The 26,732-nt window shown below is 64.6% G+C and carries 1 protein-coding gene; it reads right to left on the minus strand.

Annotated features, from left to right (window positions below; translation table 11 throughout):
* Positions 1 to 27: 27 nt before the first annotated feature.
* Positions 28 to 26,604: a non-ribosomal peptide synthase/polyketide synthase gene (locus ACN50D_RS05105; protein ID WP_211920165.1), complete on the minus strand. Its 26,577-nt coding sequence runs from the start codon at positions 26,602 to 26,604 to the stop codon at positions 28 to 30.
* Between the last annotated feature and the right edge of the window lie 128 nt (positions 26,605 to 26,732).

The following is a 26,732-nucleotide window of genomic DNA, read 5'->3' on the forward strand; positions in this document are numbered from 1 at the left end:
TTCACTCATACCCATGTCGAACCTGGTTCAGACACCCCACTGAGCGATAACTTCTCGCAATCGTACAGCTATGGTTGCCGCCGGACCCGGTTCGATCATCTGGTTGTGTTCGCAATCGACTTCGGTGACTCGGATGTCCCCTTCTACAAACCTTCGCCATTCGGCGACATCGTGTCCGTTCTCCGTAGATCTTCCGGCTACGAAGAACTCGATGGCTCCAACGTGGACAGGCGGTTGGTGCCGATTCGTCAATTCGACGGAGCGGGAGTAACCGCGACTGATCCGCGCCAGATGCTCCGCTTCGATTCCGATTCCGGCACCCAGGGTCTGCTCCAGCAATTCCGCCGCTTCTTCGAAGGTCTCGACCGTCTTGGATCCCGCCGGCATCGCGAGCCCGGCCAGTAGTTCGGAGACCGAGAGTTCTGCGGGCTGATCGGAATCCGACGACGGATAGCTGTCGAGTATCGACAGAGTCACGTCACGTCCGCTCCGAGTGAGGCTGTGTGCCACGGCGTGTGCGATCACGCCGCCGAGCGACCAGCCGGCCAGATGGATCGGGCCGGTCGATGCCACGGCTGCAATGCGATTCGCGTAGTCGTCGGCGAGTTCGGTCAGCGAGTCGAAGCTGGGCCCGCCGCTCAGGGACGGTAGCTGAAGACCGTAGACGGGTTGATCCAGCTCGAGATGCTTGACGAATTCTGCGTAACCCCAGGACAATCCGATACCCGGATGGACGAAGAACAGTGGTGCACGATCGGATCCGGCGCGCAGCGTGATCATCGGGGCGAGAAGATCCGACGAATCGTCCGGCGAGTGTGCGTCCATTCCGTCGGCAGCCCGGGCGACTCCGGCAGGTGTCGGATCCAGGAAAAGCGATTGCAACGGCACTCGCATCCCGAGACGCTTCTCGAGTTCGATGGTGATGCGAGTGGCCACGATCGACGTTCCGCCCAGTTCGAAGAAGTCGTCGTCGACGCCGATGTGCTCGTGCCCGAGCACGGTCTCGAAGATGTCGACGACCGTTCGTTCGGTGTTGTTTGTCGGCGGTGCGTACGGGACCGTGCGTCGCTCGAAGCTCGGGGTCGGCAGTGCCTTGCGGTCCAGCTTGCCGACCGGTGTCACCGGAATGCGGTCGACGACGACGATCGCGCCGGGAACCATGTGCGCGGGCAGGCGAGAAGACAGATGGCGGCGAAGCTCCCAGTCGTCGACGGTCTGTCCTTCCACGGGCTGGATGTAGGAGGCGATCATCGTCTCCCCCGACGGCGCTTCGTGCCCGAGTGTGGCGGCGAAGTAGACGGATGGGTGTGCCATCAGGACAGAGTCGATTTCGCCGAGCTCGATGCGGAATCCGCGGACCTTGATCTGGAAGTCGCTGCGGCCCAGGTATTCGAGGGTGCTGTCGGAGCGCCAGCGCACCAGGTCGCCCGTGCGGTACATCCGCTGGCCTGGTTCGCCGAACGGATCGGCGACAAATCGGTCGGCGGTAAGGTCGGGACGATTGTGGTATCCGCGGGCGAGTCCGGGGCCGGTCACGTACAGCTCCCCGATGACTCCCACCGGCACGGGCTTGAGGTGCCCGTCGAGGACCAGTCCGGCGAAGCCGATGGCCGGTCGTCCGATGTTGATGTCCTTGCCCGGCCGCATGGGTTCACTGACGCTGGCCTGGATGGTGGATTCGGTGGGTCCGTATCCGTTGAACATGCGACGGTCGCGGCCCCAGATGTCCACGAGTTCGGGTGGGCAGGCTTCGCCACCGACTGCGAGTACGCGGAGTTCGGGTAGCGCGGAGCTTTCGATCGAGCTGAGCGCGGTCGGAGTGATGAACGCGTGTGAGACGTGTTCGTCGGCAAAGATTTCGGCCAACTCGGATCCGCCGAAGACCGTCGGTGGGATGACGACCAGGCACGCTCCGCTGCCGAACGCCATCATGAGTTCGAAGACCGAGGCGTCGAAGCTCGGTGATGCCAGGTGAGAGATCCGCGAATAGGGCTGGACGTTGAATCTCTGATGTTCCTCGGCATTGAGGTTTGACAACCCGAGGTGGGTGACGATGACGCCCTTCGGCTTCCCGGTTGAACCCGAGGTGTAGATCAGGTACGCGGGATGCCCGTGATGCAAGGGGATCGTGCGGTCGCGATCGGTGATCGCGGCTGCGCTCTGGGCGTCGATCTCGTCGACGGTCTCGGCTTCATCGAGGACCATCCACTCGACCGTGTCGGGAAGTTGACTGCGGTGAGCGTCGTCGGTGATGCCGAGTACGGCCCGCGAATCGTCGAGCATGTGGTTGATGCGATCGTCGGGATAGTTCGGGTCGACCGGCAAGAATGCTGCACCGGTTTTCGTGACCGCCCAGATCGCGACGATCTCCGCGGTGGACCGCGGCAGACCCAGCGCCACAAAATCTTCGGGACCGACGCCGCGCCGACACAGCGCGCGCGCCAGCTTCGTCGATTCCTCGTCGAGCTCGCGGTAGGTCATCGACCTCTCGCGACTCGAGAGGGCTGGGGCATCCGGGTTCGAGGCGACTGCTTCGGCGAGGATCTCCGGCCACACCCGCGCTCGAGTCGCGGCGGCACCGGATGCCGGCACCAGGGCAGCTGTTTCGTCGGCGCCGAGGATGCCGATGTCGGCGATACGTGTTGCGGGTTCGCGTCCGACAGCGTCCAGGATCAGGCGCAGTCGGTCGGCAAACCGACGAATGGTGGCGGGTTCGAAGAGATCGGTTGCGAAGTCGAAGGCTGCGGACATCCCAGCCGGGATGCCGAACTCGTCGAACTTCTCGTCGACGATCAGCTCCAGGTCCTCCTTCGCGAATTTGGTTTCCACGGTCAGTCCGTCGATGTCGAGGCCGGGTAGGTGGAAATGTGCGGGTTCGTTGTTCTGAAGTTCGAGGGCGACCTGGAACAACGGTGAGTACGACGTGGATCTGGTTGGGTTGATGACGTCGACGAGCCGTTCGAATGGCAGGTCCGAGTTCTGGAATGCGGCCAGGTCGATTTCCCGGACGTGCTCCAACAGGTCGGCAAACGTGATGTCGGGATCGACGCTGGTTCGCAGGACCAGTGTGTTGACGAACATTCCGACGAGATGGTCGAGCGCTGCCTGACCTCGGCCGGCGATCGGTGTGCCGATGGTGACTTCGTCGGCGCCCGACAACTTGGACATCAGCACTGCGAGCGCGCCGTGCAGCGCCATGAACATCGTGACACCGTTTGCCCTGGTGAGGTCCGCGAGGGCGCGGTGGGTGTTCGCGTCGATGTCGAAGGTGAATCGGTCACCGTGGAAGGTCTGTTGCACGGGTCGCGGGTGGTCGGCGGGCAGTGCGATGACGTCGTCGAGTCCGGCGAGTTGCTCACTCCAGTAGTGCAATTGGCGACTGATGACGGATTCCGGGTCGTCTTCCGATCCGAGGACGCGATGCTGCCACAACGTGAAGTCTGCGTACTGCACCTCGAGTGGCGCCCACGTGGGCTCGGTCCCTGCCGTACGCGCCAGGTAGGCCGTCATCACGTCGCGTGCGAGCGGCGCCATCGACGATCCGTCGGCGCAGATGTGATGGACCACGACAAACAGAATGTGAACGGGTTCAGCGGTGTCGAGTCGGAACAGTGCCACGCGCAGCGGCAGGTCCACCGACACGTCGAAGCCGGTCGTGGCGAGTCGTTGCATGCGCTCCGCGAGCTCGTCCTCCCCCAACGTCATTTCACGGACCGGCGGTACTGCCTCGTCGACGGTGAGCACTTGCTGAATCGGATCGCCGCCGACGGCGGGGAACACCGTCCGCAGTGTTTCGTGCCGCTCGACGACGTCGGCGATGGCCTGTTGCATGGCCGTGACGTCGAGGTCACCGGTAAGGCGAACAGCTAGTGGGATGTTGTACGCGGCTGAGCGTGTGTCGAATTGGTTCAGGAACCACATGCGCTTCTGCGCCAACGAGAGCGGGACGCTGCCACTGCGCTCCATGGGAGTGAGCGGCACAGCGCCGACGGCAGTGACAGCGCTGGAGAGCCGTTCGGCGAGCTGAGCCGTCGTCGGTGCCTCGAACAGCACGCGCACCCCGACGTCGATGTTCAGTGCGGAGTTGAGCCGCGAGACCACGCGAGTGGCGATCAGCGAGTTGCCGCCGAGCTCGAAGAAATTGTCGTCGACGCCGACCCGTTCGACGCCGAGTACGTCGATGAACGCATCGGCGATCCGACGTTCGAGGCTGGTGCCGGGCGCCCGGAATTCCACACCGGTTCCGGTAAACTCCGGCGTCGGCAACGCTTTTCGATCGAGCTTGCCGACCGCGGTGCGCGGTAGCTCGTCGACGATCATGATGCTGGCCGGAACCATGTGCGAGGGAACACGTCCGGCGAGGTGCGCGGTGATCTCTGCCCCGGTCAGCGTCGATCCTTCCTCGACGGTGAGGTAGGACGCGAGAACTGTGGCGCCGGCCGGTCCGTCGACGCCGAGTGTCACGCAATTCGTGACACTCGCCATTGCGGTGATCTGGGCGTCGACCTCGCCGAGCTCGATGCGGAATCCGCGAATCTTGACCTGGAAGTCGCTGCGCCCGACGTATTCGATGGTGTGATCGCTTCGCCAGGAGACGATGTCGCCCGTGCGGTACATCCGGTCGCCTGGCTTGCCGAAGGGGTCGGCGACAAATCGCTCGCTGGTCAGGCCGGGACGCCGGTGGTATCCGCGAGCCAGGCCGATGCCGGCGATGTACAGCTCACCGGGAGCTCCGACGGGTACGGGTTGCAGGCGCGAATCGAGGATCATCTCGTGCACGCCGCGGATCGGTCCACCGATCGTGATGGGTGCGCCCACTGTCATGGGTTCGCTGATGTCTGCCATGACGGTTGTCTCGGTCGGGCCGTAGGCGTTGACGAATTCTCGTCCGGGAGCCCAGAGGCCGACGAGATGCGGCGGTAGTGTCTCTCCCCCGACGACGACGTGCCGGAACTCGTCCAGGCCGGCCGGGTCGACGGTGGCGAGCGCTGCCGTGGTGACGAACGCGTGAGTGACGTGTTCGCGGCGGATGAGACTTGCCAGTTCGGCGCCGCCGTAGATGTCGGTCGGGACGATCACCATGGTGGCTCCGACACCGAATGCCTGCAGGTACTCGAAGACGGCTCCGTCGAAGCTGGGGGTGGCGAAGTGCAGGGTTCGAGAGTGGTGATCTGCGTGGAATCGACGCTGCTGGTCGAGTGCGAAGCTGTCGAGTCCGGTGTGGGTGACGACAACTCCCTTGGGTCGGCCGGTGGATCCCGAGGTGTAGACCACGTAGGCGGCGTTGTCCATGACCACCGGTGCACGCCGTTCGTCCTGGGTGATCGGCAGCGTGCAACTGGTGGCGACGTCGTCGTCGAATGCCTCTTCTCCGAGCACCAACCAGGACACGATGGGTGGAAGTGTGTCGATGGCGTCGACGACGGTCAACCCGAACAGCACCTCGGAGTCGCTGAGCATGTGTTCGATTCGGTCAGCCGGATAGGTGGGGTCGACGGGGACGAACGCTGCGCCGGTCTTGGCCACCGCCCACACCGCGAGTACGGATTCGACGGACCTTTCGATGCCGATGGCAACCGACGTCTCGGGCCCGGCGCCGCGGCGAATCATGGCTCTGGCCAACTGGTTCGAGCGCCGGTCCAGTTCGGCGTAGGTCATGGAACGGCTGCCGGCCGAGAGCGCGATGCGGTCGGGATAGGTGGCAGAGACGTCGGCGAGAATCTCTGGGAGCGTTCGCGCGGAGCGCCCCGGGGAGCCGAAGACCGGCGCAAGATCACGGCTCTCGAACTCCGTGAGAACCTGCAGACGGGCCAGCGGCTGATCCGGTGCCGAGGCGAGTTGCCCGAGGACGATGCCCACGCGCTCGGTGATCTTGGCGACTTCGCGGGCGGAGAAGTGCGTCGGCAAGTACTCCATCTTCAGATTCAGCGTGTCACTTTCGGACGCCACCACGGCAATCGGATAGTGCGCCGAGTCGCGTCCGTCGATGCCGAGAACGTGCATTCCCGCGATGTCGGTTTCGGCGGTCAGGGCTGCCTCGTCGACGGGATACGACTCGAATACCGTCAGGGTGTCGAAGGAGCCGGCGGCGCCGACTGCTCCGGCGATGTCCGACAGTCCGATGTGGTGGTGGTCGAGCAATGACGCTTGCTCGGATTGGATGCGAATGGCCAGTTCGGCGAGGGTTTCTCGGGCGTCGAGGCGGACTCGGACAGGCACCGTGTTGATGAACAGGCCGACTATCGATTCCACGCCGGGCACCTGTGGTGGGCGTCCTGAGACCGTTCCGCCGAAGACGACGTCGTCGCGTCCGAGAAGTTCGGCGAGCACGATTCCCCATGCCACCTGTACCAGGGTCGCCATGGTCAGACCGCGGCTTCGCGCGAACGCCCGAAGAGTCTCGGCTCGTTCGGTCGGAAGCGAGTACGAGTGGATTTCACTTGCCACGGTTTCGGCGGCGGTGTCTGCCCTCGAGAGGTGGGTGGACGTGTCGACGCCCCGTAGCGCTTCTTGCCACGCCCGTAGCGAAGTCTCGGGTTCTTGCTTCGAGATCCAGGAGAGATAGTCGCGATACGACTGAACTCGGGGCAGAATCTCGGGGTCACCGTCGGTTGCGTAGAGAGTGAGCAGGTCTCGAAGCAACAGCGGGGTGGACCAGCCGTCGAGCAGGATGTGGTGGTTCGTCACGACGAGGCGTGCTGTGTCCGGTCCGATTCGCACGAGCATGAAGCGGATCAACGGGGCTGTTTCCATGTCGAAACGATGAGCGCGATCGCGTTCGAGCAGCTGACCGAACGCGACTTCACTGTCTTCGGCTCCGGACAGGTCGATCTCGGCCCAGCCGATGTCGACACCGGAACGGATCACCTGCAGTGCCCGCCCTCCCGGTGCGGAGACAAATCCCGCGCGCAGGCTCGGATGACGATCAACCAAGGCCTGCGCGGCGCGGCGCAGGCGCGGCGCCTCCACCCGACCCCCGAGCTCGAGGGTCAGTTGCACCATGTACGGGTCGATTTCGGTTTCGTCGAACTGGGCGTGGAAGAGCATGCCCGATTGCAGAGGTGACAGTGACCAGATGTCGGTCAGGTCGGGGAATCTGCGCTCGAGCTGTTCGATGCTCTGTTGATCCGCGGTGACGAGATCGAGATCGGTGGGCGTGAGCTCGCGCTCGGAGTGTTCCTCCACGTATTCACTCAGTGCGCCCAGTGCTCGGGTCCAGAGCTCCGCCAGTTCGGTGACTTCGGCCTCGCTGAGAATGCCGCGGGGGAAGGACCACGTGGCGCGCAGAATCGGACCGTGTGCGGTATCGGTCGTGACGGCGTTGATGTCGAGCACCGACGCGGCGGCCAATTCGCCGCTGTGCGCTTCGTCGAGGGTCACTTCCGAGATCGGCAGCCACGGCACTTCGCCGTGCTCGGGATCCGAGCCGGCAAATCGTCCGAGGTAGTTGAACGAGATCTGCGGCGTGGGCAGCTCACGAAGTTCCTCGTTTCGATCGAGGTACTTCAGGATGCCGAACCCGATTCCGTTGTCGGGCAGGCCGAGCAGCGTTTCCTTGACGAGTTTCACGGCGGAGGCGGCGGTTGATCCCCCGGCCAGTGCATCGACGACATCGAGTCCGGTGAGATCGATCCGGACGGGGAACAAGGTGGTGAACCAGCCGACCGTGCGCGAGAGGTCGGCGCCCGGTACGGCGTTCTCCTCGCGGCCGTGCCCTTCGAGGTTGACGAGCACGTCCCCGCTGCGCTGTCCGCGCGATCGACGCCAGGCGGTGACGGCAATCGCGAGAGCAGCGAGCAGCCCGTCGTTCACCGAGCCTCCGAAATGCTGAGGCACCGTCGAGATGACGTTCTCGGTCACGGAGGTCGGAACGTCGACGCTGACGCGGTCGACGGTGGCTCCGACATCGACGGCTGGGTCGAGCCCGCGTGCCCCGAGCAATGGCTCGTCGGTCCGCATTCTCGACCACAGGTCGATCTCGTCGCGTCGCTGCGCAGCGGTCTCGGCGAGCGCTGTCGCCCAGCGACGTATCGACGTTCCGCCCGGCGGAAGTATCGGTGTTTCTCCGTCGAACGCCGAGGCATAAGCAGTGACCAGGCCCGGGACGAGCATGCGCCAGGACACACCGTCGACCGCGAGGTGATGAAGGACCAGGAGCAACCGTCCGGCTTCGGCCCGGTTGCCGTTCGAGCTGACGGGATCCAACCAGACTGCGCTGATCATCTTCCCGTGTTCGGGATCGAGGCGGCTGGATGCGTCCTGCATCGCGGTTTCCGCAGCGGCGACGAATTCTTCGCCGCTGGTGGACACGATGGGGGTTCGGCGCAGGATGTCGGGGGCGGTGATGCTCCCTGGCTCGCGGATCTCGAGTTGGTGAGTCGCGGCGTCCAGGCGCGCCCGCAGCACGTCGTGACGATCGAGGATCGTTTGCAATGCTCGTTCCAGCGCGGGGCCGGAGACATCCGCGGGCAGTGCGATCAGCGCGCTCTGGCTGTAACTGCGGATCGTGCTCAGGTCACCGCGACTGCGTTCGACGAGCCACTCCATGATCGGCGTGAGCGGTAGCGGGCCGGCTCCCCCGCCGGGTAGCTCCGTGAGAACCGGTGCCGTTTCCGATGATTCGATGAGGAGCACTTTGGTGAGGCCGGCCACGGTCTTCGCTTCGAAGACGTCCCGCGGAGTGAAGACGAGGCCTGCGGACTTCGCCCGTGAGACGAGTTGGATCGACATGATCGAATCGCCGCCGAGACCGAAGAAGGAATCGTCCACTCCGATACTGCCCCGACCCAGCACCTCCGCGAAGAGGTCCGCGAGGACCGCTTCGGTAGCGGTGGCCGGCGCCCGCGTCGCCTCGGTTGGTCCCGTGACGGTGAAGTCCGGAGCCGGGAGGCTGCGTCGGTCGAGCTTTCCGTTGACCGTCAGTGGAAGCGATTCGAGGACGACGATCGCGGTGGGCACCATGTACTCCGCGAGTTCGGCGGCGACGAAGTCGGTCACCGTCGCTGAATCGACGGTACTGCCTGTTTCGGCGACCACGTACCCGACGATCCGCGGTGACGCTCCCTCTGTCCGAACAAGTGCTACCGAGGCAGCGACGCCGGGGCAGCGGAGCATTGCGGCTTCGATCTCTCCGAGTTCGATGCGGAAACCACGCACCTTCACCTGGAAATCACTGCGGCCCACGTACTCCAACTGCCCCGCGTCGTTCCACCTCGCCAGGTCCCCGCTCCGATACATTCGATCCCCCGAACTACCGAATGGATCGGGAAGGAACCGCACCGAAGTCAATGCGGGTTTCCCGAGGTATCCCCGAGTCACCTGATCACCGGCGACGTACATTTCGCCGACGACACCTGGTGGTACCAAGTTCAGTCGCCGATCGAGTACGTAGACGGACAATCCCGGTACTGCTCGCCCGATGATGCTCGCCGACGCGTGCTCGCTGTCGTTGCGGTCGAGTGCGATTCGACTGACGTGCACTGTCGTCTCGGTGATCCCGTACATGTTGACCAACGTCGGAGCCGTGTCGGCCCGCCTGTCGTACCACTTGCGTAACTGCCCGAGGTCGAGCGCTTCGCCACCGAAGACGACGTAGCGCAGTGCAAGGTCGGGATCCGTGCCGTTCGGTGAGTACGCACGGTCGGCTTCGGCGAGTTGGTAGAAGGCGGTGGGTGTTTGGTTCAGCACCGTCACTCGCTCCCTGCGGAGCAGTTCGTGGAACATGTCCGGTGATCTGGTCGTGTAGTAGTCGACGACGACCAGCCGGCCCCCGTGTAGCAGCGGCCCCCACAGCTCCCAGACGGAGAAGTCGAATGCGTACGAGTGGAACATGGTCCACACGTCCGTGTCGTCGAACCCGAACGTCGGGGCGGTGTTGTCCATCAGAGTCAGGACGTTGCGGTGGCTGACCTGGACACCTTTGGGGCGCCCTGTGGATCCGGAGGTGTAGATGATGTACGCGATCGCGTCGGGCAGAAGTGGTGTCGTCCGGTCCGCGTCGGTGATGCGACGGGGCGCGGAGTGATCGAGGCGTACCGCGATCTCCGGCGATCCGAGTTCGACGACGTCTATGCCGGATTCGATGATCTCCGAAGGTAGGTCACTTCGGAAGTCTCCGGTCGTGACCAGGCATACCGGCCGCGCGTCGTCGAAGAGGAACCGCATGCGCTCGGCCGGGTAGGTGATGTCGACCGGCAGGTATGCCGCTCCGGTTTTGATGACGGCGACGAGGGCGAGCACGAGATCGGTGGTTCTGGGCATCGCAACAGCCACCACGGATTCCGGACCGATACCGCGGCCGATCAGGAGCCGCGCCAGGCGGTTAGCGCGCCCGTCCAGTTCGGCGTACGTCATGGCGCCGTCGCTGTCGTTGACCGCGGTCGACGACGGATGTGCTGCAACAGCCTCGAAGAATCGGTCCGCGATGTTGTCCGCTGGAGCCGGTTCGGCGTGAGTGTGCCACTCGGTCAGCATCTGTCGACGCTCGTCGGCGCCCACGACGTCGATGTCACCGGTAGGAGTCGACGGCTCTCGGGAGACCGCCTCGAGGATGGTGAGCAGTCTGCGTGAGAACGAATCGATCAAGTCACCGTCGAACAGGTCTGTGGCGTAGATGAATTCGGCGTCGATTCCATCCGTTCCGCCATCCGCGTCGTAACGCTCGGTGACCGAGAGTTGCAGATCGAACTTGGCGACGGGTAGGTCGAACTCGACTCCCGAGACCGACAGCCCCGGCAATTCGAGTTGTGGGAGTGCATTGTTGCGGAACTCGATGAGGATCTGGAACAACGGAGTGTGCGAAGTCGAGCGTTCCGGGTCGAGTGCGTCGACCAACCTTTCGAAGGGCAAATCGGTGTGCTGGAACGCGCCGAGGTCGCCTTCGCGAACCTGGGCGAGGACGTCCTCGAACGACGCGTCGGGCGTGATCTGTGTTCGCAGCACGAGAGTGTTGACGAACATACCGACCAGGTGATCGAGTTCGGCCTCGCCGCGGCCGGCGACGGGTGTTCCGATGGCGATGTCCTCGGTACCGGCCAGGCGCGCCGCAAGTACCGCCAGTGCTGCGTGCATGAGCATGAACATGGTGGTGCCGTGCTCACGTGCCAGGTCGGTCAGCGCCCGATGGGTCTGCGGCGATACCGCGAACCGGTGGACCGAGCCGACCATGGACGGCTTTGCCGGACGTGGGAACGACGTCGGCAACGCGATCGGCTCGCCCAGTCCCGCGAGTCGGTCCTTCCAGTAATCGAGCTGACGGGTCAGAGCCGAGTCCGGATCTTCCTCGGAGCCGAGCACTTCGTGCTGCCACACAGCGAAGTCGCCGTACTGCACGGCCAGTTCCGACCAGTTCGGCGCACTGCCGGCACTGCGGGCCGCATAGGCCGCTGCCACGTCCGCTGCCAGGGGGTTCATCGAGAACCCGTCGGCGACGATGTGGTGGACGACGATCACGAGTACGTGCCTGCGCTCGTCCCCGTCGACGCGCAGGACCGCGCAGCGAATCGGAACTTCGGCCGAGGCGTCGAAGCCTGCCGAGGCCAGCTCGAGGATTCGATCGGACACTCTGGCAGCAGTGACGATTTCCGGTTCCAGGATCGGCATGACCTCGTCGCTGGACATCACCTGCTGAACCGGCTGTCCGTCGATCGAGGGGAACTTCGTCCGCAAGCTCTCGTGGCGCCCCAGTACGTCCGCTACCGCGGCCTGCAATGCGGCGAAGTCCAGATCGCCGTCGAGGCGCACTGCCAGGGGAACGTTGTAGGCGGGAGACGTCACGTCGAACTGGTTGAGGAACCACATCCGCTTCTGTGCCAGTGACACGGGCAGTGGGTCCGGGCGGGATCGCCGAGTCAACGGTGGTCTGGGGTTCTCTCCGCGGCCGACGCTCTCCGCCAGACGCGAGAGCTGCCGAACTGTCGGAGACTCGAACAGTCCTCGAACGCCGATGTCGGTGCCGAGAAGTGCGTTGACGCGGGCGATGACGCGGGTCGCGGTCAGTGAGTTTCCGCCGACGTCGAAGAAGTGAGTGTCGATACCGATCGGAGACACTCCGAGCACGTCCTCGAAAACGCCCACCACCAGCCGTTCCAACTCGGTGGCCGGTGCAGTGAGTGTCTCGGCATCGGTGTCGAAACGAGGCGCCGGAAGAGCAGCCCGATCGACCTTGCCGACGCCGGTCAGCGGTAGTTCGTCGAGCACGACGACGCTTGCGGGCACCATGTGTGCCGGCAGTAGATCCCGTGCCGCCGCCCGGATGTCCTCGGCGCTCACCCGGCGTTCGTCGTCGCAGACGACATATGCCGCCAAGGCCTGCTCGTCGGAGGGTCCGCGCACCGCCAACGTGACCGCGTACTCCACGCCGGGCAGCTGACCCAACGCCGTGTCGACCTCGCCGAGTTCGATACGGAAGCCGCGGATCTTGACCTGGAAGTCGCTGCGTCCGAGGTACTCGATGGTGCGGTCGCTGCGCCAGCGCACCACGTCGCCCGTGCGGTACATCCGCTCCCCCGGCTCGCCGTACGGGTTGGCGACAAATCGTTCGCTTGTCAGTGGTGAGCGCCCGTGATAGCCGCGCGCGAGTCCGACTCCGGCGACATACAGTTCGCCGGGAACTCCGACGGACACCGGTTGAAGTCTGCGATCGAGGACGACCTCGCTGAATCCGCGGTTCGGCGGTCCGAGATAGACCTTCTCGCCGGCCGGGATGGGGTCGCTGAGGTTGCAGGAGATGGTGGTTTCGGTGGGTCCGTAGACGTTGACGAACGATCTTCCCGGCGCCCAGGTGCGCACCAGGTCCGCCGAGGGCGCCTCGCCGCCCACCGTGATGGTGGTCAGTTCGTCGATTCCCTCGGGATCCACCGACGTCAGCGCTGCAGGCGTGATGAACGCGTGGGTGACATGTCCCTCGCCGAGAACGTCGGCCAGTTCGGTTCCTCCGTAGACGGTGGTGGGAGCTACGACCAGTTCGCCGCCGACGGCGAAGGCGAGCAGGTACTCGAGAACGGAGGCGTCGAAGCTCGGAGAGGCGAAATGCAGTGCGCGTGAATTCTCGGTGAGACCGTAGCGATGACGCTGTTCGTCGGCGAAGTTCTCGAGACCGGTGTGCGTGACGACGACGCCCTTGGGTCGGCCGGTCGAGCCCGAGGTGTAGATGAGGTAGGCAGTGTTCTCCAACCGCGGGGTTCCTCGACGCTCGTCCTCGCGTAGCGGCGCCGCGGATACTCCGGAGAGCCGAGCGATGCTCGTCGGGTCGTCGAGTTCGAGCCACTTCGTCACACCGCCGTCGCCGGGTCTGTGGGCAGCCGTGGTCAATCCGAGCGAGGATGCCGAGTCCTCGAGCATGAACGAGATCCGGTCACTCGGGTAGCGAGGATCGATCGGCACGAAGGCGGCGCCGGTCTTGGTGATCGCCCAGACCGCTGCGACGGATTCGAAGGAGCGTTCCACACAGATCGCCACCCGTGAGTCCGGGCCGGCGCCTTCCGAGATGAGCACGCGCGCCCACTGGTTCGACGCCTCGTCCAGCTCTCGATAGGTCATCTTTCTGTCACCACAGGACAGTGCGACCCGTTCGGGGAATCTGCTCGCAGTGTCCGAAAAGATGCGATCGAGTGTCCTGACCGAGCGGCCCTGCCGGCCGCGCGCGGGAACCAATTGCTGCACTTGCGAATCCGGCATCAGGCGCAGTTTCGCCAGCGGGAGATCCGGTTGCGCGGTGATCAGCTCGAGGGTGCGGAGCAGCCGGTCGGCGATCGCGTCGATGTCGTGATCGCCCAGGACTCCCGGGAAATACTCGAATTTGAGCCGCAGTCGCCCGTCTGCCGCAGAGGCAACGATCGCGAGTGGATAGTGCGCGGCATCCTCGGCGTCGTGGACGTCGAGAACGTGCATTCCGGCTATGTCGGTGCCGGAGGAGAGTCCACCGCGGTCGACGGGATACGACTCGAACACAGTCAGCGTGTCGAACGATGCAGCGGACCCCACAGCCGAAGTGATGTGCGAAAGCCCGACATGATGGTGATCGGACAACCGCGCCTGTTCCGCTTGGACGCGAACGCACAGCGCCGCCAGGGACTCTCTTGGATCGAGGCGAACTCGGACGGGGACGGTGTTGATGAACAAACCCACCATCGACTCGACGCCGGACACCTGGGGTGGTCGGCCGGAGACGGTTCCACCGAAGACGACGTCGTCGCGGCCGAGGAGTTCGGCGAGCACGATTCCCCAGGCCACCTGGATCAAGGAGGCTGTCGTCAGGCCACGGGAGCGGACGAATCCACGCAGAAGTTCCGTCTCACGTTCTCCGAGCGCTGTGGTCGTCGAGCGTGAGGTAGCGCCGTCCTCGTCGACGGCGTGAGTTCCGGTGAGCAGCGTCGGGTCGTCGAGTCCGCGGAGTGCTTCGCCCCAGGCTTCGATCGACACGCTGTCGTCGCGAGTGCTGATCCAGCTCAGATAGTCCCGGTAGGGGTGTACGCGTGGGATGGCACTGTGATCACTGTCTGTCGCGTAGAGCGTCAGTAGGTCGCGGACCAGCAGCGGCATCGACCATCCGTCGAGGAGGATGTGGTGGTTGGTCAGGATCAACCGATACGCGTCGTCACCGGTTCGCAGAAGCAGGAACCGCAGCAGGGGCGGAGTGGCCATGTCGAAGCCGCGGACCCGATCCGCATGGAGAAGCTCGCGTATCTCGGTCGCTTGTTCGGTGGGGGCCAACGGAGAGATGTCGATCTCGGTCCACGGCACGTCAACGTCTGCGTTGATCACCTGCACCGATCGTCCACCGGTGTCGGTCGTGAACGCCGCGCGTAGGTTCTCGTGTCTGTCGAGCAGTGCCTGTGCGGCGCGGTGCAACCGGGACGCGTCGACGCCGTCGAGTTCGAGTGCGAGTTGGACGGTGTACGCGTCCACAGTGTGTTCGGCGTAGCGGGCGTGGAAGAGCAGTCCGGATTGCAGTGGTGAGAGGGACCAGACGTCGGTCAGTGTCGGGAACTCGCGCTCGAGGTGGTCGATGGAATCCTGGTCGAGGTCGATCAGGTCGATGTCCGACGGGGTGAGTCCCCCGCGTTCGCTGTGTTCGGCATAGGTGGCCAGCGCGCGCAACGCCTGCACCCAGAGGTCGGCGATGGCGCGAGCATCGCGCTCTGCCAGCACGCCGGTGGGATAGGCGATAGTGGCACCGATGTGCGGTGCGCCCGAGATCTCGGTGGTGACGACGTTGACGTCCAGGACCGAACCCACTGGCATCTCGGACCGCGCTGCCGCTTCCAGATCGACGTCCCGGGCCAGTGCCCAGTCCCCCAGTGACTCTCCTGCTTCGGTGCCGGAGAAACGGCCCAGATAGTTGAACGAGATCTGCGGTTGGCGGAGGTCTTCGAGTTCCGCTCGACCCACCTCGTCGAGGTAACGCAGAACTCCGTAGCCGATGCCGCTGTCCGGAACACCCAAGAGTTCTTCCTTGACACGCTTGAGCACCACCGCTGCCTCTGGGGCGCTGCTCATCACTTCCGCGATGTCGATGCCGGCGAGGTCGATCCGCATCGGGAAGACGCTGGTGAACCAGCCGACCGTGTGCAGGACGTCCGCACCGGGCACCACGTGAGCTTCGCGTCCGTGGCCCTCCATCGAGATGAGCACGTTGTCGGTTCGTATGCCCTGTGCCTGCCTCCACTGCGTCAGTGCCAGTGCGAGAGCAGCAACGAGACCGTCGTTGACTGATCCACCGAAAAGCGCCGGAAGCGTGGTCAGGACTGTGTCGGACAGTTCGACGGGTACGTCGGCGACAACTCGGCCGACCGAATCGAACGTGTCGAGCCGCGGGTCCAGCGGCCGGGTTCCGATCAGCGGGTCGGCACCTTCGAGTATCGAACGCCACCGGGGCAATTCGACTCTTCGATCGGGCGCGATGTCGCGGAGCGCATGCGACCAACGACGAACCGACGTGCCCGAGTACGACGGCTCCGGTTCCTCGCCTGCATCGATGCGGTGGAAAGCCGACGCAAGTTCCGGCACGAGGACGCGCCAGGAGACACCGTCGACGGCGAGGTGGTGGATCACCAGGAGCAGCCGGCCGGTGTTGCGCACGCCGGACAACCAGACGACCCGCACCATCACGCCCCGGCCGGGGTCGAGTTCTCGACGCGCACCGCCCAGTGCGTCGACGATCGCCGCGTCGAACACCGCGGTGCCCGGCTCGGCCTCTACCTCGATCACCCGGCAAATATTCTCGGCTGCAACAGATCCCGGCTCGCCGACAACAAGCCTGCGCTCGCCGTCGAGCTCGAGGCGTGCGCGAAGGATGTCGTGACGATCGAGAACAACTTGAAGAGCCGCGGTCAACTGCTCCACACTGTGAAGCCCGTGCGGCGCGTTGAGAAGAGTCGCTTGGGAGAACGAATCGAGACCTCGGAGATCGGAGCCGAGCCGGTCGAGCCACCACTGAGCCACCGGCATCAACGGCACGTGGCCCACGCCGTCTCCGGGAAGTTCCTCGAGCACCTCGGGTTCGTCGTCCTTGGTCGATGCCAGCAAAACCGCAAGACCGGCGACCGATTTCACCTCGAAGACGTCACGCGGGGTGAAGACGAGCCCGGCATCGCGGGCACGGGCGACGAGCTGAATCGACATGATCGAATCGCCGCCCATCGAGAAGAACGAGTCGTCGACGCCCACCGATTCGACACCGAGGACATCGACGAACAAGGCGGCCAGCGTGCGTTCGGTATCGGATTCGGCGGCCCGCGAGCGTGCCTGGGTTGCTCGCAAGTCGGGAACCGGCAGGGCTCGGCGGTCGAGCTTTCCGTTGGCAGTCATCGGCAGTTCGTCGAGAACGACCACGACCGCAGGAACCATGTACGGGGCCAGAGCCGAGCCCGCGAACGCGATGACGGCCTCGGGATCCACAGTCTGAGCGTCGTTGGCAGGCACGACGTATCCGACGATCCGTGCGGCGCCTCCGTCACGTTCGAGCGTGGTCACCACGGAATGTGCAACGCCGGGATAGCGAGCCAGAACTGCCTCGATCTCGCCGAGTTCGATGCGGAATCCGCGAATCTTGACCTGGAAATCGCCTCGACCCTGGTACTCGAGTTCGCCGTTCTTGTTCCACCTGGCGAGGTCACCGGTTCGGTACATCCGTGTGCCCGCACTGCCCGCGGGATTGGGCACGAATCGTTCGGCGGTCGTGCCGGCGCGGTTTCGGTAACCGCGGGCGAGTCCGTCGCCGCTGACGTACAGCTCTCCCGTCACTCCGACCGGGACGCGGTGCAGGCGATTGTCGAGGACCCACGCGCTGATGCCTGTCGACGGGCGACCGATCGTCACTCGATCGGTCGGGGACATCGGCTCGGTGATGCTGGCGACGACCGTCGATTCGGTTGGTCCGTAGGCATTGATCATGATCCGGTGATCGCTGACCCAGGCGGCGACGAGGTCGGGTGGGCAGACGTCGCCGCCGGTTCCGATGCACACCAGCTCGTTCAGTCCGCTCGGATCGACCGTGGCCAGAGCGGCTGGTGTGATGAAGGCGTGCGTGACGTGCTGGTCGGCGATCAGACTCGTCAGTTCGGTTCCGCCGATGATGCTCGGTGAGGCGATGACCATCGTGGCCCCGGCACCAACAGCCATCAGGAGTTCGAGAATCGAGGCGTCGAAGCTCGGTGAGCTGAAATGCAGCGTGCGCGAGGTCGACTCGACGCGGAAGCGACTGCGTTCCTGCTCGGCGAGTGCCGAAAGCCCACGGTGAGTGACCATGACGCCTTTGGGGACGCCGGTGGAACCGGAGGTGTAGATGACATAGGCCGGGTTGTCCAGGGACACCGCAGCCAGCAGCTCCGAGGCACCTATCCGCTGATCACCGATCTGTTCGAGGGTTGCGAGTGTCTTTGCCTGATCGAGCAGAACGGCGTCTGCCTCGTCGGGGACGACACCCACATGCTCGGCGGTGGTGAGAACGACGCCCGCTCCCGAGTCGTTGATCATGTGGTGCACGCGGTCGACGGGATACGCCGGGTCGACGGGTACGAATGCAGCGCCGGACCGGGCAACCGCCCAGATCGCGACCACGGATTCCAGTGAGCGTGGTAATGCCAGGGCGACAACGGATTCCGGACCGACCCCGCGGCTGATCAACAGTCGTGCAAGCCGGTTGGCGCGGTGGTCCAGATCGGAGTAGGTCAGATGGCGGTCGCCGAAAATCAGTGCAGTCCTCTGCGGTTCGTCGACGTACTTGCGCTCGAGCAACGTCGAGAAGTGAACCTGCTCGGGAAGTTCCGGTGCGACGGCGCGAATCGTGTCGAGATCACTCACGAGATCGATGTCGCCGACCGGCGTGTGCGGTGATTCGGTGACAGCACCGAGAATCCGAACCAGGTATCGAGCGAAACCTTCGACGGTCGACTCGTCGAACAGGGCGCTGGCGTAGGTGAACCCGGCCTCGATTCCGGCCGGCCGGCCGTCGTCGTCGAAGGTCTCGGCAAGCGTGAGTTGCAGATCGAAATTCGAGACGGCGGATTCGAGTTCGAGGACCTCGACGTCCAAATCCGTCAGACTAACTGCTGGCCGAGTGGTGTTCTTGAACTCCAGCATCACCTGGAACAACGGTGAATGCGACGTCGACCGCTCCGGAGCCAGCGCATCGACGACGCGCTCGAAGGGGACGTCTGCGTGAGCGAAGGCGTCGAGGTCGGTGCTGCGAACTCTGGCCAACAGATCGGTGAACGAGGCGGCGGGGTCGACGTCGGCGCGCAGGACCAACGTGCCGACGAACATACCGACCATCGGATCCAGCAGGGCATTTCCGCGCCCGGCGATCGGTGAGCCGATCGTGATGTCTTCCATGCCGGACAATCTCGCCACGAGCACTGCGTATGCGGCGTGTACCGCCATGAACATACTGCTTCGGTGTTCGATCGCGGTTTCGCTCAGACGACGGTGGATGCCGGCATCGATGTCGAATCGAACGACGCCGCCCGAGAGATCCTGCACACGCGGACGCGGTCGATCTGCGGGGAGCGCAAGAAGTTCGGGAACACTCGCCAGTTGACGTGTCCAGTACTCGAGCTGACCGGCAAGAGTGCTGTCCGCTTCGTCGATCCGACCGAGAGCCCTTTCCTGCCAGATGGCGAAGTCCGCGTACTGGACCGGAAGAGGAGACCAGTCGGGCGCCTCACCTCGATGCCTTGCCGAGTACGCGCTCATCACGTCGAACGCCAACGGTGCCATCGAGAATCCGTCGGCGCAGATGTGATGGACGACCACGGTCAGGACGTGATCTTCTTCGTCGACCTCGATCAGTTCCGCCCTGATCGGTGGAGCCTGCGTGACGTCGAAGCCCCTCGAGGTGAGACGTTCGATCTCCCCGAGTACCGCTTCGGCGTTTGCGGCGACAACCGGCAGCGCGCCCAACGCTTCACCGGGTTCTACGATCACCTGCGCCGGCACTCCCTCGATCATGGGAAACAGCGTGCGCAGCGATTCGTGGCGAGTAAGCACGTCGGTGATCGCGCCCTCCAACACGGCAACGTCCAACCGGCCTCTCAGCCTGATCGCTATGGCGACGTTGTACGCCGCGGACGTGACGTCGAATTGATTGACGAACCACATGCGCTTTTGTGCCAGCGACAGCGGGATCGTCTGTGGCCGCGGCAATGCCTCGAGCGGAAGGACTGCCGGTCCCCCTCGTGCCGTTGCGCACTCGACAGCCAACTGCGCAACGGTCGGCGCGTCGAACAACTCTCTGATCGACAAGTTCAACGACAGCGAATCGTTCACGCGCGCCACAGCGCGTGCAGCGACGAGGCTGTTTCCGCCGATCTCGAAGAAGTTGTCGTGAACACCGACTGCCCCGGATTCCAGAAGCTCCTCGAAGATCGCCGCCAACTGCGCTTCGAGCGGTGTTCGCGGCGCCAGATACGTCTGCGAGCTGTCGAAGCTGGGCGCGGGCAGAGCCTTCCGATCAAGCTTGCCGGTCGAACCGAGAGGGAACACGTCGAGGGCGATGACCACAGCGGGAACCATGTAGGCCGGAAGGAGACCTCTCAACTCGGTGCGTAGGCCGTCCGTGTCGATCGAAGTGCCGGTCTCGGCGATGACGTAGCCGACCAAACTGTCACCGACCACGTCGTCGTGATGGACGAGAGCAGCAGCTTGCGCGACACCGGGCAGCCTGAGCAACGCTGCTTCGACCTCGGCGAGTTCGATGCGCTGGCCGCGGATCTTGACCTGGAAATCGCGTCGACCGACATAGTCGAGCAACCCGTCGGCGCGCCACCGGACGACATCACCGGTTCGGTACATCCGGGTGCCCGAAGGGCCGTACGGATCGGCCACGAACCTGTCGGCGGTGAGATCGCTGCGCCCGAGGTATCCACGCGCCAGTTGCACTCCCGCCAGGTACAGCTCGCCGTGAACGCCGACCGGAACCGGATGCAGCCGCCCGTCGAGGACATAGAGCTGGGTGTTCCACACGGGCGCACCGATGGGAACGGTGACGGTCATGTCGGGGGTGAATTCGGCGGCGCTGACGTCGACGGCAGCCTCCGTGGGTCCGTACAGGTTGAACAGTCCCGCAGAACTCAGACGGGTGAACGCCTCCGCAGTGGTAGGCGCGAGGGCTTCACCGCTGCAGAACACCTGACGCAGGCTTGCACACTGCCCGGCAGTCGCGGCAGCGACGAATTCCGCGAGCATCGACGGAACGAAGTGCGCCGTCGTGACGCCTCTGTCGGCAATCAACGCCGACAGGTACCCGGGATCACGGTGCCCGTCCGGTTCCGCGATCACCAACTGCGCGCCGGTCTGCAGGGGCCAGAACAGTTCCCACACCGAGACGTCGAAGGTCACCGGGGTCTTGTGCAGCACCACGTCCGACGCGTGAAGGGGGTACGTGTCCTGCATCCACAGCAGGCGATTGACGATCGAACGGTGTGATACTGCAACACCTTTCGGTCGACCCGTCGATCCGGACGTGAAGATCACGTAAGCAGCATTGTCCGGGCGGAGGGGTCCGAGCCGATCAGCGTCGGTGATCGGCGCCGTCGTGGACACCTGACGATCGAGATCGACGTCCACGATCGGGACTCGCGCGGGAAGAGCGCCGTGGTCCTGGGGCCGGCTCAGCACGCAGATCGGTTCCGCGATGTCGAAGACGTACGCGATGCGCTCGGCGGGATGATCGGGATCCACCGGGACGTATGCCGCACCGGCACGGATCACGGCGTGGACCGCGACGAGTAGTTCCGGTGACCGTCGAATCGACACCGCGACGCGCATGTCCGGGCCGACCCCGCGGGCGATGAGGGTTCTGGCAAGTTCACCGACCCTCGCGTCGAACTCCGCATAGGTCAGTGTCCGCTCGCCGTAGACCAGCGCGGCCCCCTCGGGTGTCCGGGCTGCCTGCTCCGCCACCAGGTCCGAGAGGGTGGTGATCGGTACGGCGTGTTCGGTGGCATTCCAACGCTCGAGGACCAGTTCCGCCTCGCCCGGAGCTGTGAGATCGACGTCGCCGACGACGGATTCCGGGTAGGCAGCTACCGCGTCGAGGAGCATCGTGAAGCGATCAGCGAGGCCGGACATGGTGTCCGAGTCGAAAAGCTGGCTGGCGTAGTTCAACTGGCCGTCGAGATGGTCGCCGCGGTCGGTGAGAATGACCTGAAGGTCGAACTTTGCCGCGCCCGTCGACAGTTCGTCGACCGTGACCTCGAGCTCGGGCAAAGTGACCTCGGTGGGAGCGGCGCCCTGCATCACCAGCATCACCTGGAACAGCGGCGCCTGGTTGTCTGCGAGGGATTCGACGAGTACGTCGTACGGCACTTCGGTGTGCTGCAAGGCCGCCACGTCGACGTCGCGGACGCGGGTGAGAACTTCACCGAAGGTGAGTCCCCCCTCGAGAACCGTCCTCAGCACCACCGTGTTGACGAACATTCCGACGACGTCGTCGAGAGCGCGCTCGCTCCGCCCGGCCACCGGAGTGCCGATCGTGATGTCGTTCGCTCCGGATTCTCGGCTGAGCAGGACGGCCAGCGCGGCGTGGATCACCATGAACACGCTGACGTCGCTGCGCGCCGCGATCTCGCCGACCCGGCGGTACGTCGCGGAGTCGATCCGGAAATCGAGATCGTCACCGCGCAGCGAGACACCCGCAGGCCGCGGGTGATCCATCGGCAGTTCCGCGAGCTCACCGCGTTCGGTGAGCGTGTGCGACCAGAACCGCAACTGCTCGGCAAGAATCGAATCCGGGTCGGACGCTTCACCGAGCGCTCCGCGTTGCCACTCGCTGAAATCGCCGTACTGCACTTCGAGTGGCAGCCACGCCGGCACGCGTCCGCTCGCCCGCGAGGCGTACGCCACCATCACGTCACGAGCCAGCGGCGCCATCGACAGGCCGTCTGCTGCAATGTGGTGCACGACGAGGACCAAGGTGTGCTCGCGTTCGTTCACCTCGAGCAGAGTCGCGCGGATCGGCACCGATTCGCTGACGTCGAATCCCTCTCGCGCGAGCTCACTCGCCCGCGCCGAGGTCGCTGCGGCAGGCACCGTTTCCACCTCGAGATGATCGAACATCTCGTCCACACCGAGAACGTGCTGGACGGGGCCACGCGCACTCTCGGGGAAAACGGTCCGCAAGATCTCGTGTCGAACGATCACGTCCCGCAGCGCGGTGAACAGTGCATCGACGTCGAGATCGCCGGTCATCGAAACCGCGATCGGAATGTTGTACGCCGGCGAACTCGGATCGAGTTGATTGGTCAGCCACATTCGTTGCTGCGCCAGAGATACCGGTATCCGGTCAGGGCGATCGATACGCGTCAGTGCCGGGGCACGTGTGTTCCGCGAGTCCGCGAGGTCGGCACGTGCTGCCAGAGCGGAGACGGTCGGCGCCTCGAAGAGGTCGAGAACGCTCAGCGTCGTTCCGAGAGCTCCGTTGACTCGCGACACGACGCGGGTCGCGATCAACGAGTCACCGCCGAGGTCGAAGAAACTGTCGTCTGCTCCCGCCCGGGTGATACCGAGCAGATCGCAGAACACCGCCGAAATTCGCTTCTCGGTCGAGGTCTCAGGGGCACGGTATTCAGCCGACCCGCCCACAGAATCGATGTCCGGTAACGCTTTCCTGTCGATCTTTCCTGCCGGAGTCAACGGAATGGAGTCGAGGACGACGATCCGCGCCGGAACCATGTGGGCTGCCAACGAAGATCTCGCGTGGGCGACCAGCTCGGAGTTGTCGATGTGTGTGCCCGCAGCCGCCGTGACGTACGCCGCCAACAGTGTTTCCCCACTCGGGCCCGCAACTCCGGCGGTGACTGCCTGTGCGACGCTCGGGTGGCGGCGCAGCACGTCGTCGATCTCGCCGAGCTCGACGCGGAAACCGCGGATCTTGATCTGGAAGTCGCTCCGGCCGAGGTACTCCAGCTCACCCTCGCCGTTCCACCGCGCGAGGTCACCCGTGCGGTACATGCGCTCTCCCGCAACACCGTTGGGGTCGGCAACAAATCGTTCGGCCGTAATCGTGGCACGCGCGTGGTACCCGCGCGCCAAACCGACACCGCTCACATAGAGCTCGCCGGCGACACCGATCGGCACCGGTTGAAGCCGCGAGTCCAGGAGGACGGTTGCGGCTCCGCGCATCGGCTTCCCGATGGTGACGGGAACATCGCTGCTCAGCGGTCCGGTCAGAGTGGCGACGACGGTGGTTTCGGTCGGTCCGTACGCGTTGAACATCGAGCGTCCGTGTGACCACTGATCCACCAGCGCGGGTGAGCATGCGTCGCCGCCGGTCACGACCACTCGTAGATCCGGTAGGCCGGCGGGATCGACTGTTGCCAGCGCGGCCGGGGTGACGAAGGCGTGGGTGACCCGTCCGATACGCATCACCTGTGCCAGTTCGTCGCCGCCGTACACGGTGGGCGGCGCGATCACCATCGTTGCCGCGCCCCCGAAGGCAAGGAGGAGTTCGAGGACCGAAGCGTCGAAGCTCGGCGACGAGAAATGCAGGGTGCGGTCTCCAGGTTCGACTCCGAACCTGACTCGTTCTTCGTCGGCGAAGCTGCTCAGCCCGCGGTGACTGACCACGACGCCTTTGGGGACACCAGTGGAGCCGGACGTGTAGATGAGGTATGCCGGATCGTCGTAGCTCAGGCGCGTACGCCGCTCGGCGTCGTCGACCGGTGCATCGGAATGGTGCGAGGTGTCCAGTTCGTCGAGGAGCAGCCAATCCACCGAATCGGCGAGCCCGCCGTGGTGCTCCCCCACACTGATTCCGACTACAGCTCCCGAATCGGTGAGCATGTGCCGAATACGATCCTCGGGGTAGTGCGGATCGATCGGGAGGAATGCACCGCCGGTCTTGGCCACCGCCCACGTCGCGGTCACCGATTCGAGAGACCTCGACAGCGCAAGGGCGACATAGGTGCCGGGGCCGACTCCCCTGTTGATCAGTTCACGGGCGAGTGTGTTCGACTCGGCGTCGAGATCCCGGTAGCTCACCTCACGATCACCGAAAACGAGCGCTGGGGCATCGGGGTTCACAGCCGAGGCCCGGCGGAGAATATCGGGGAGGGTCAACGGGGAGGACGCGGTCGCTCCCCGCGCCGGTACCAGGGACTCGCGCTCGAAGTCGTCGAGGAGATCGAGGTCTCCGACCGGCGTTCGCGGGGCTGCTGCTGCGCCTGCAAGGATCCGCACCAGTCGCGAGAGGAAGGCTCGGACCGTGGATTCGGCGTAGTGCTGCGTGGAGTACGCAACCTCGAGGGCGCCGGTATCTGCGTGGACGTCGATCGCCACGTCGAGGCCGGCAATCGTGGTCTCCTGCGAGCCGTCGTTGAGGTGGACGTGCAACTCGGGCAGTGCGGGGACACCTGCCGCCGATCGAATCGACAACGTATCGCGTTCTCGAGCAAGAGAACTCACGAACTCGTCGAACGGCGCCGCCGGATCGACCTCGCAGCGCAGGGGCAAGGTTCCCCACTCGGTCCTCGTTCCGATCAGCACGTCCCGGCGCTCGGTCGATCTCGACAGCAACGAAGCAAATGCGGCATGGACAACGGCAAAGAGGGAGACGCCTTCCGTGCGCGCAAGTTCGGCGACCGCGGGATCGAGTGGGACGCTCAGCCGATTCGTACCGGTGGGCTCCGATTCGGCGTCGATTCGCTCGAGGCCCAGTGTCTCGAGGTCCAGTGTGGAGCCCTCGTCGGAGTCCCCCAGGTATCTCGCCCAGAACCGCTCGAGTTCCCTGCGCTGTGCACTGCGCGCCCCTGCCTCGGCACTTGCCGGATGAATCCGGTTCATCGGCGTACCGGCCGGTGCTGCTGTCAGTTCTGCGACCAACTCGGTGAACGCCCGGTGGTGCTCGGCCAGTTCGTCGTGTCCGTAGCGATTGGGGTTTCCGCGAAAGTCGATCAACGTCTGCGCCGGATCGCCGCTCTGGTACACGTTGACCAGCAGATCCTCGACCGGACCCGACGTGACGATGTGATACTCACCGGTCAGTGGCCCGAGGGTTATCTCCTGCCGGAAGAGCATCACATTCATCATCGGGCCGGACAGACGCGCGTCGCCGACGGTCAGACCGGCATCACGCCGGATGTCCTCGAGGCTGCATCGCTGATGACGAAGCGCACCGAGAAGTTCGAGTTGCACGCGCCCGACCAGATCGTCGACACTTTCGTCCGGGTTTACGTGGATGTGTAGCGGCGCGACGTTGACCAGCATTCCGCCGGACCGCTGCAGCGGTGCCGTCGTCCTCGCGGAAACCGGCAGGTTGATCAGCACGTCGTCGTAGCCGGTACTGCGGGACAGGTAGCACGCCAGTGCCGAAATCAACACTGCGGCCGGAGTTGCACCGGAACGTGAATTCCACTCGTCCAAGGCAGCAAGGCTGTTCGCCGACATCGCGGCACTGACGAGTTCACTGCGTGCAGTCGGGGGTCCCTCACGGGTGGCCAACGTCGAACCGTGTTCGACGCCCGACACACGCTGGGCCCAGTACTCGCGGTCGGCTTCGAATCGGCTCGATTCGCGGTACTTCTGGTCGAGCTCGGACAGCGTCGTGACGTCGAGCGCCTTGTTCACCGCAGGCTCTCGACCTTCGACGGCTGCGGTGTAGATCGCCGCAATCCGATTGACGATCGTCATACCGCTGTATCCGTCGAGAGCGACGTGATGAATCCTGGTGTACCACAGGTAATCCCGATCACCAGTTTGAAGAATTGTCATCTCGACGAGACGATCGCGAGTCAGATCGAGCGTCGTCGCGTAATCGTTGTCCATCCACTCCGAGGCAGCCTGCCGAGGGTTCTCACGCTCGCGGAAGTCGAAGTAGTCGATGCCCGGGTCGATCGTGAAGTCCACGATCTGGCAGGGCTCCCCATCCGGGTACATCAACCGTAGAAACGGTGATTCGAACTCGTGGGCAGCCTCCACCGCGGCGCGACTGAGCAGTTGCATGTCCAAATCGCCGTGGAACTCGATGTACTGCGCGATGAAGTACGGGACCGTCGGGTGAAGTTGCTGCGCAAACCACATGCTGCGCTGCACCGCTGACAGGGGGAACGCTCCTGCCGGCAGGCTTCGCGATCCGGTGAGCGGGTCGATCCTCTTGTCGGTATCCATCACGACCACCCCCACACAGCGTTGTGACGATCAGCGTTGTCACGATCAGCGCCGGGAAGTGTGGCTCGGGGATTGAAGAGAAACATCGCACCGCCTCGATATCGAGTGGAAACCATGTGGCGATCCTG

The organism is Rhodococcus sp. SB1D (assembly GCF_048573875.1).
Classification (GTDB): Bacteria; Actinomycetota; Actinomycetes; order Mycobacteriales; family Mycobacteriaceae; genus Rhodococcus_F; species Rhodococcus_F qingshengii.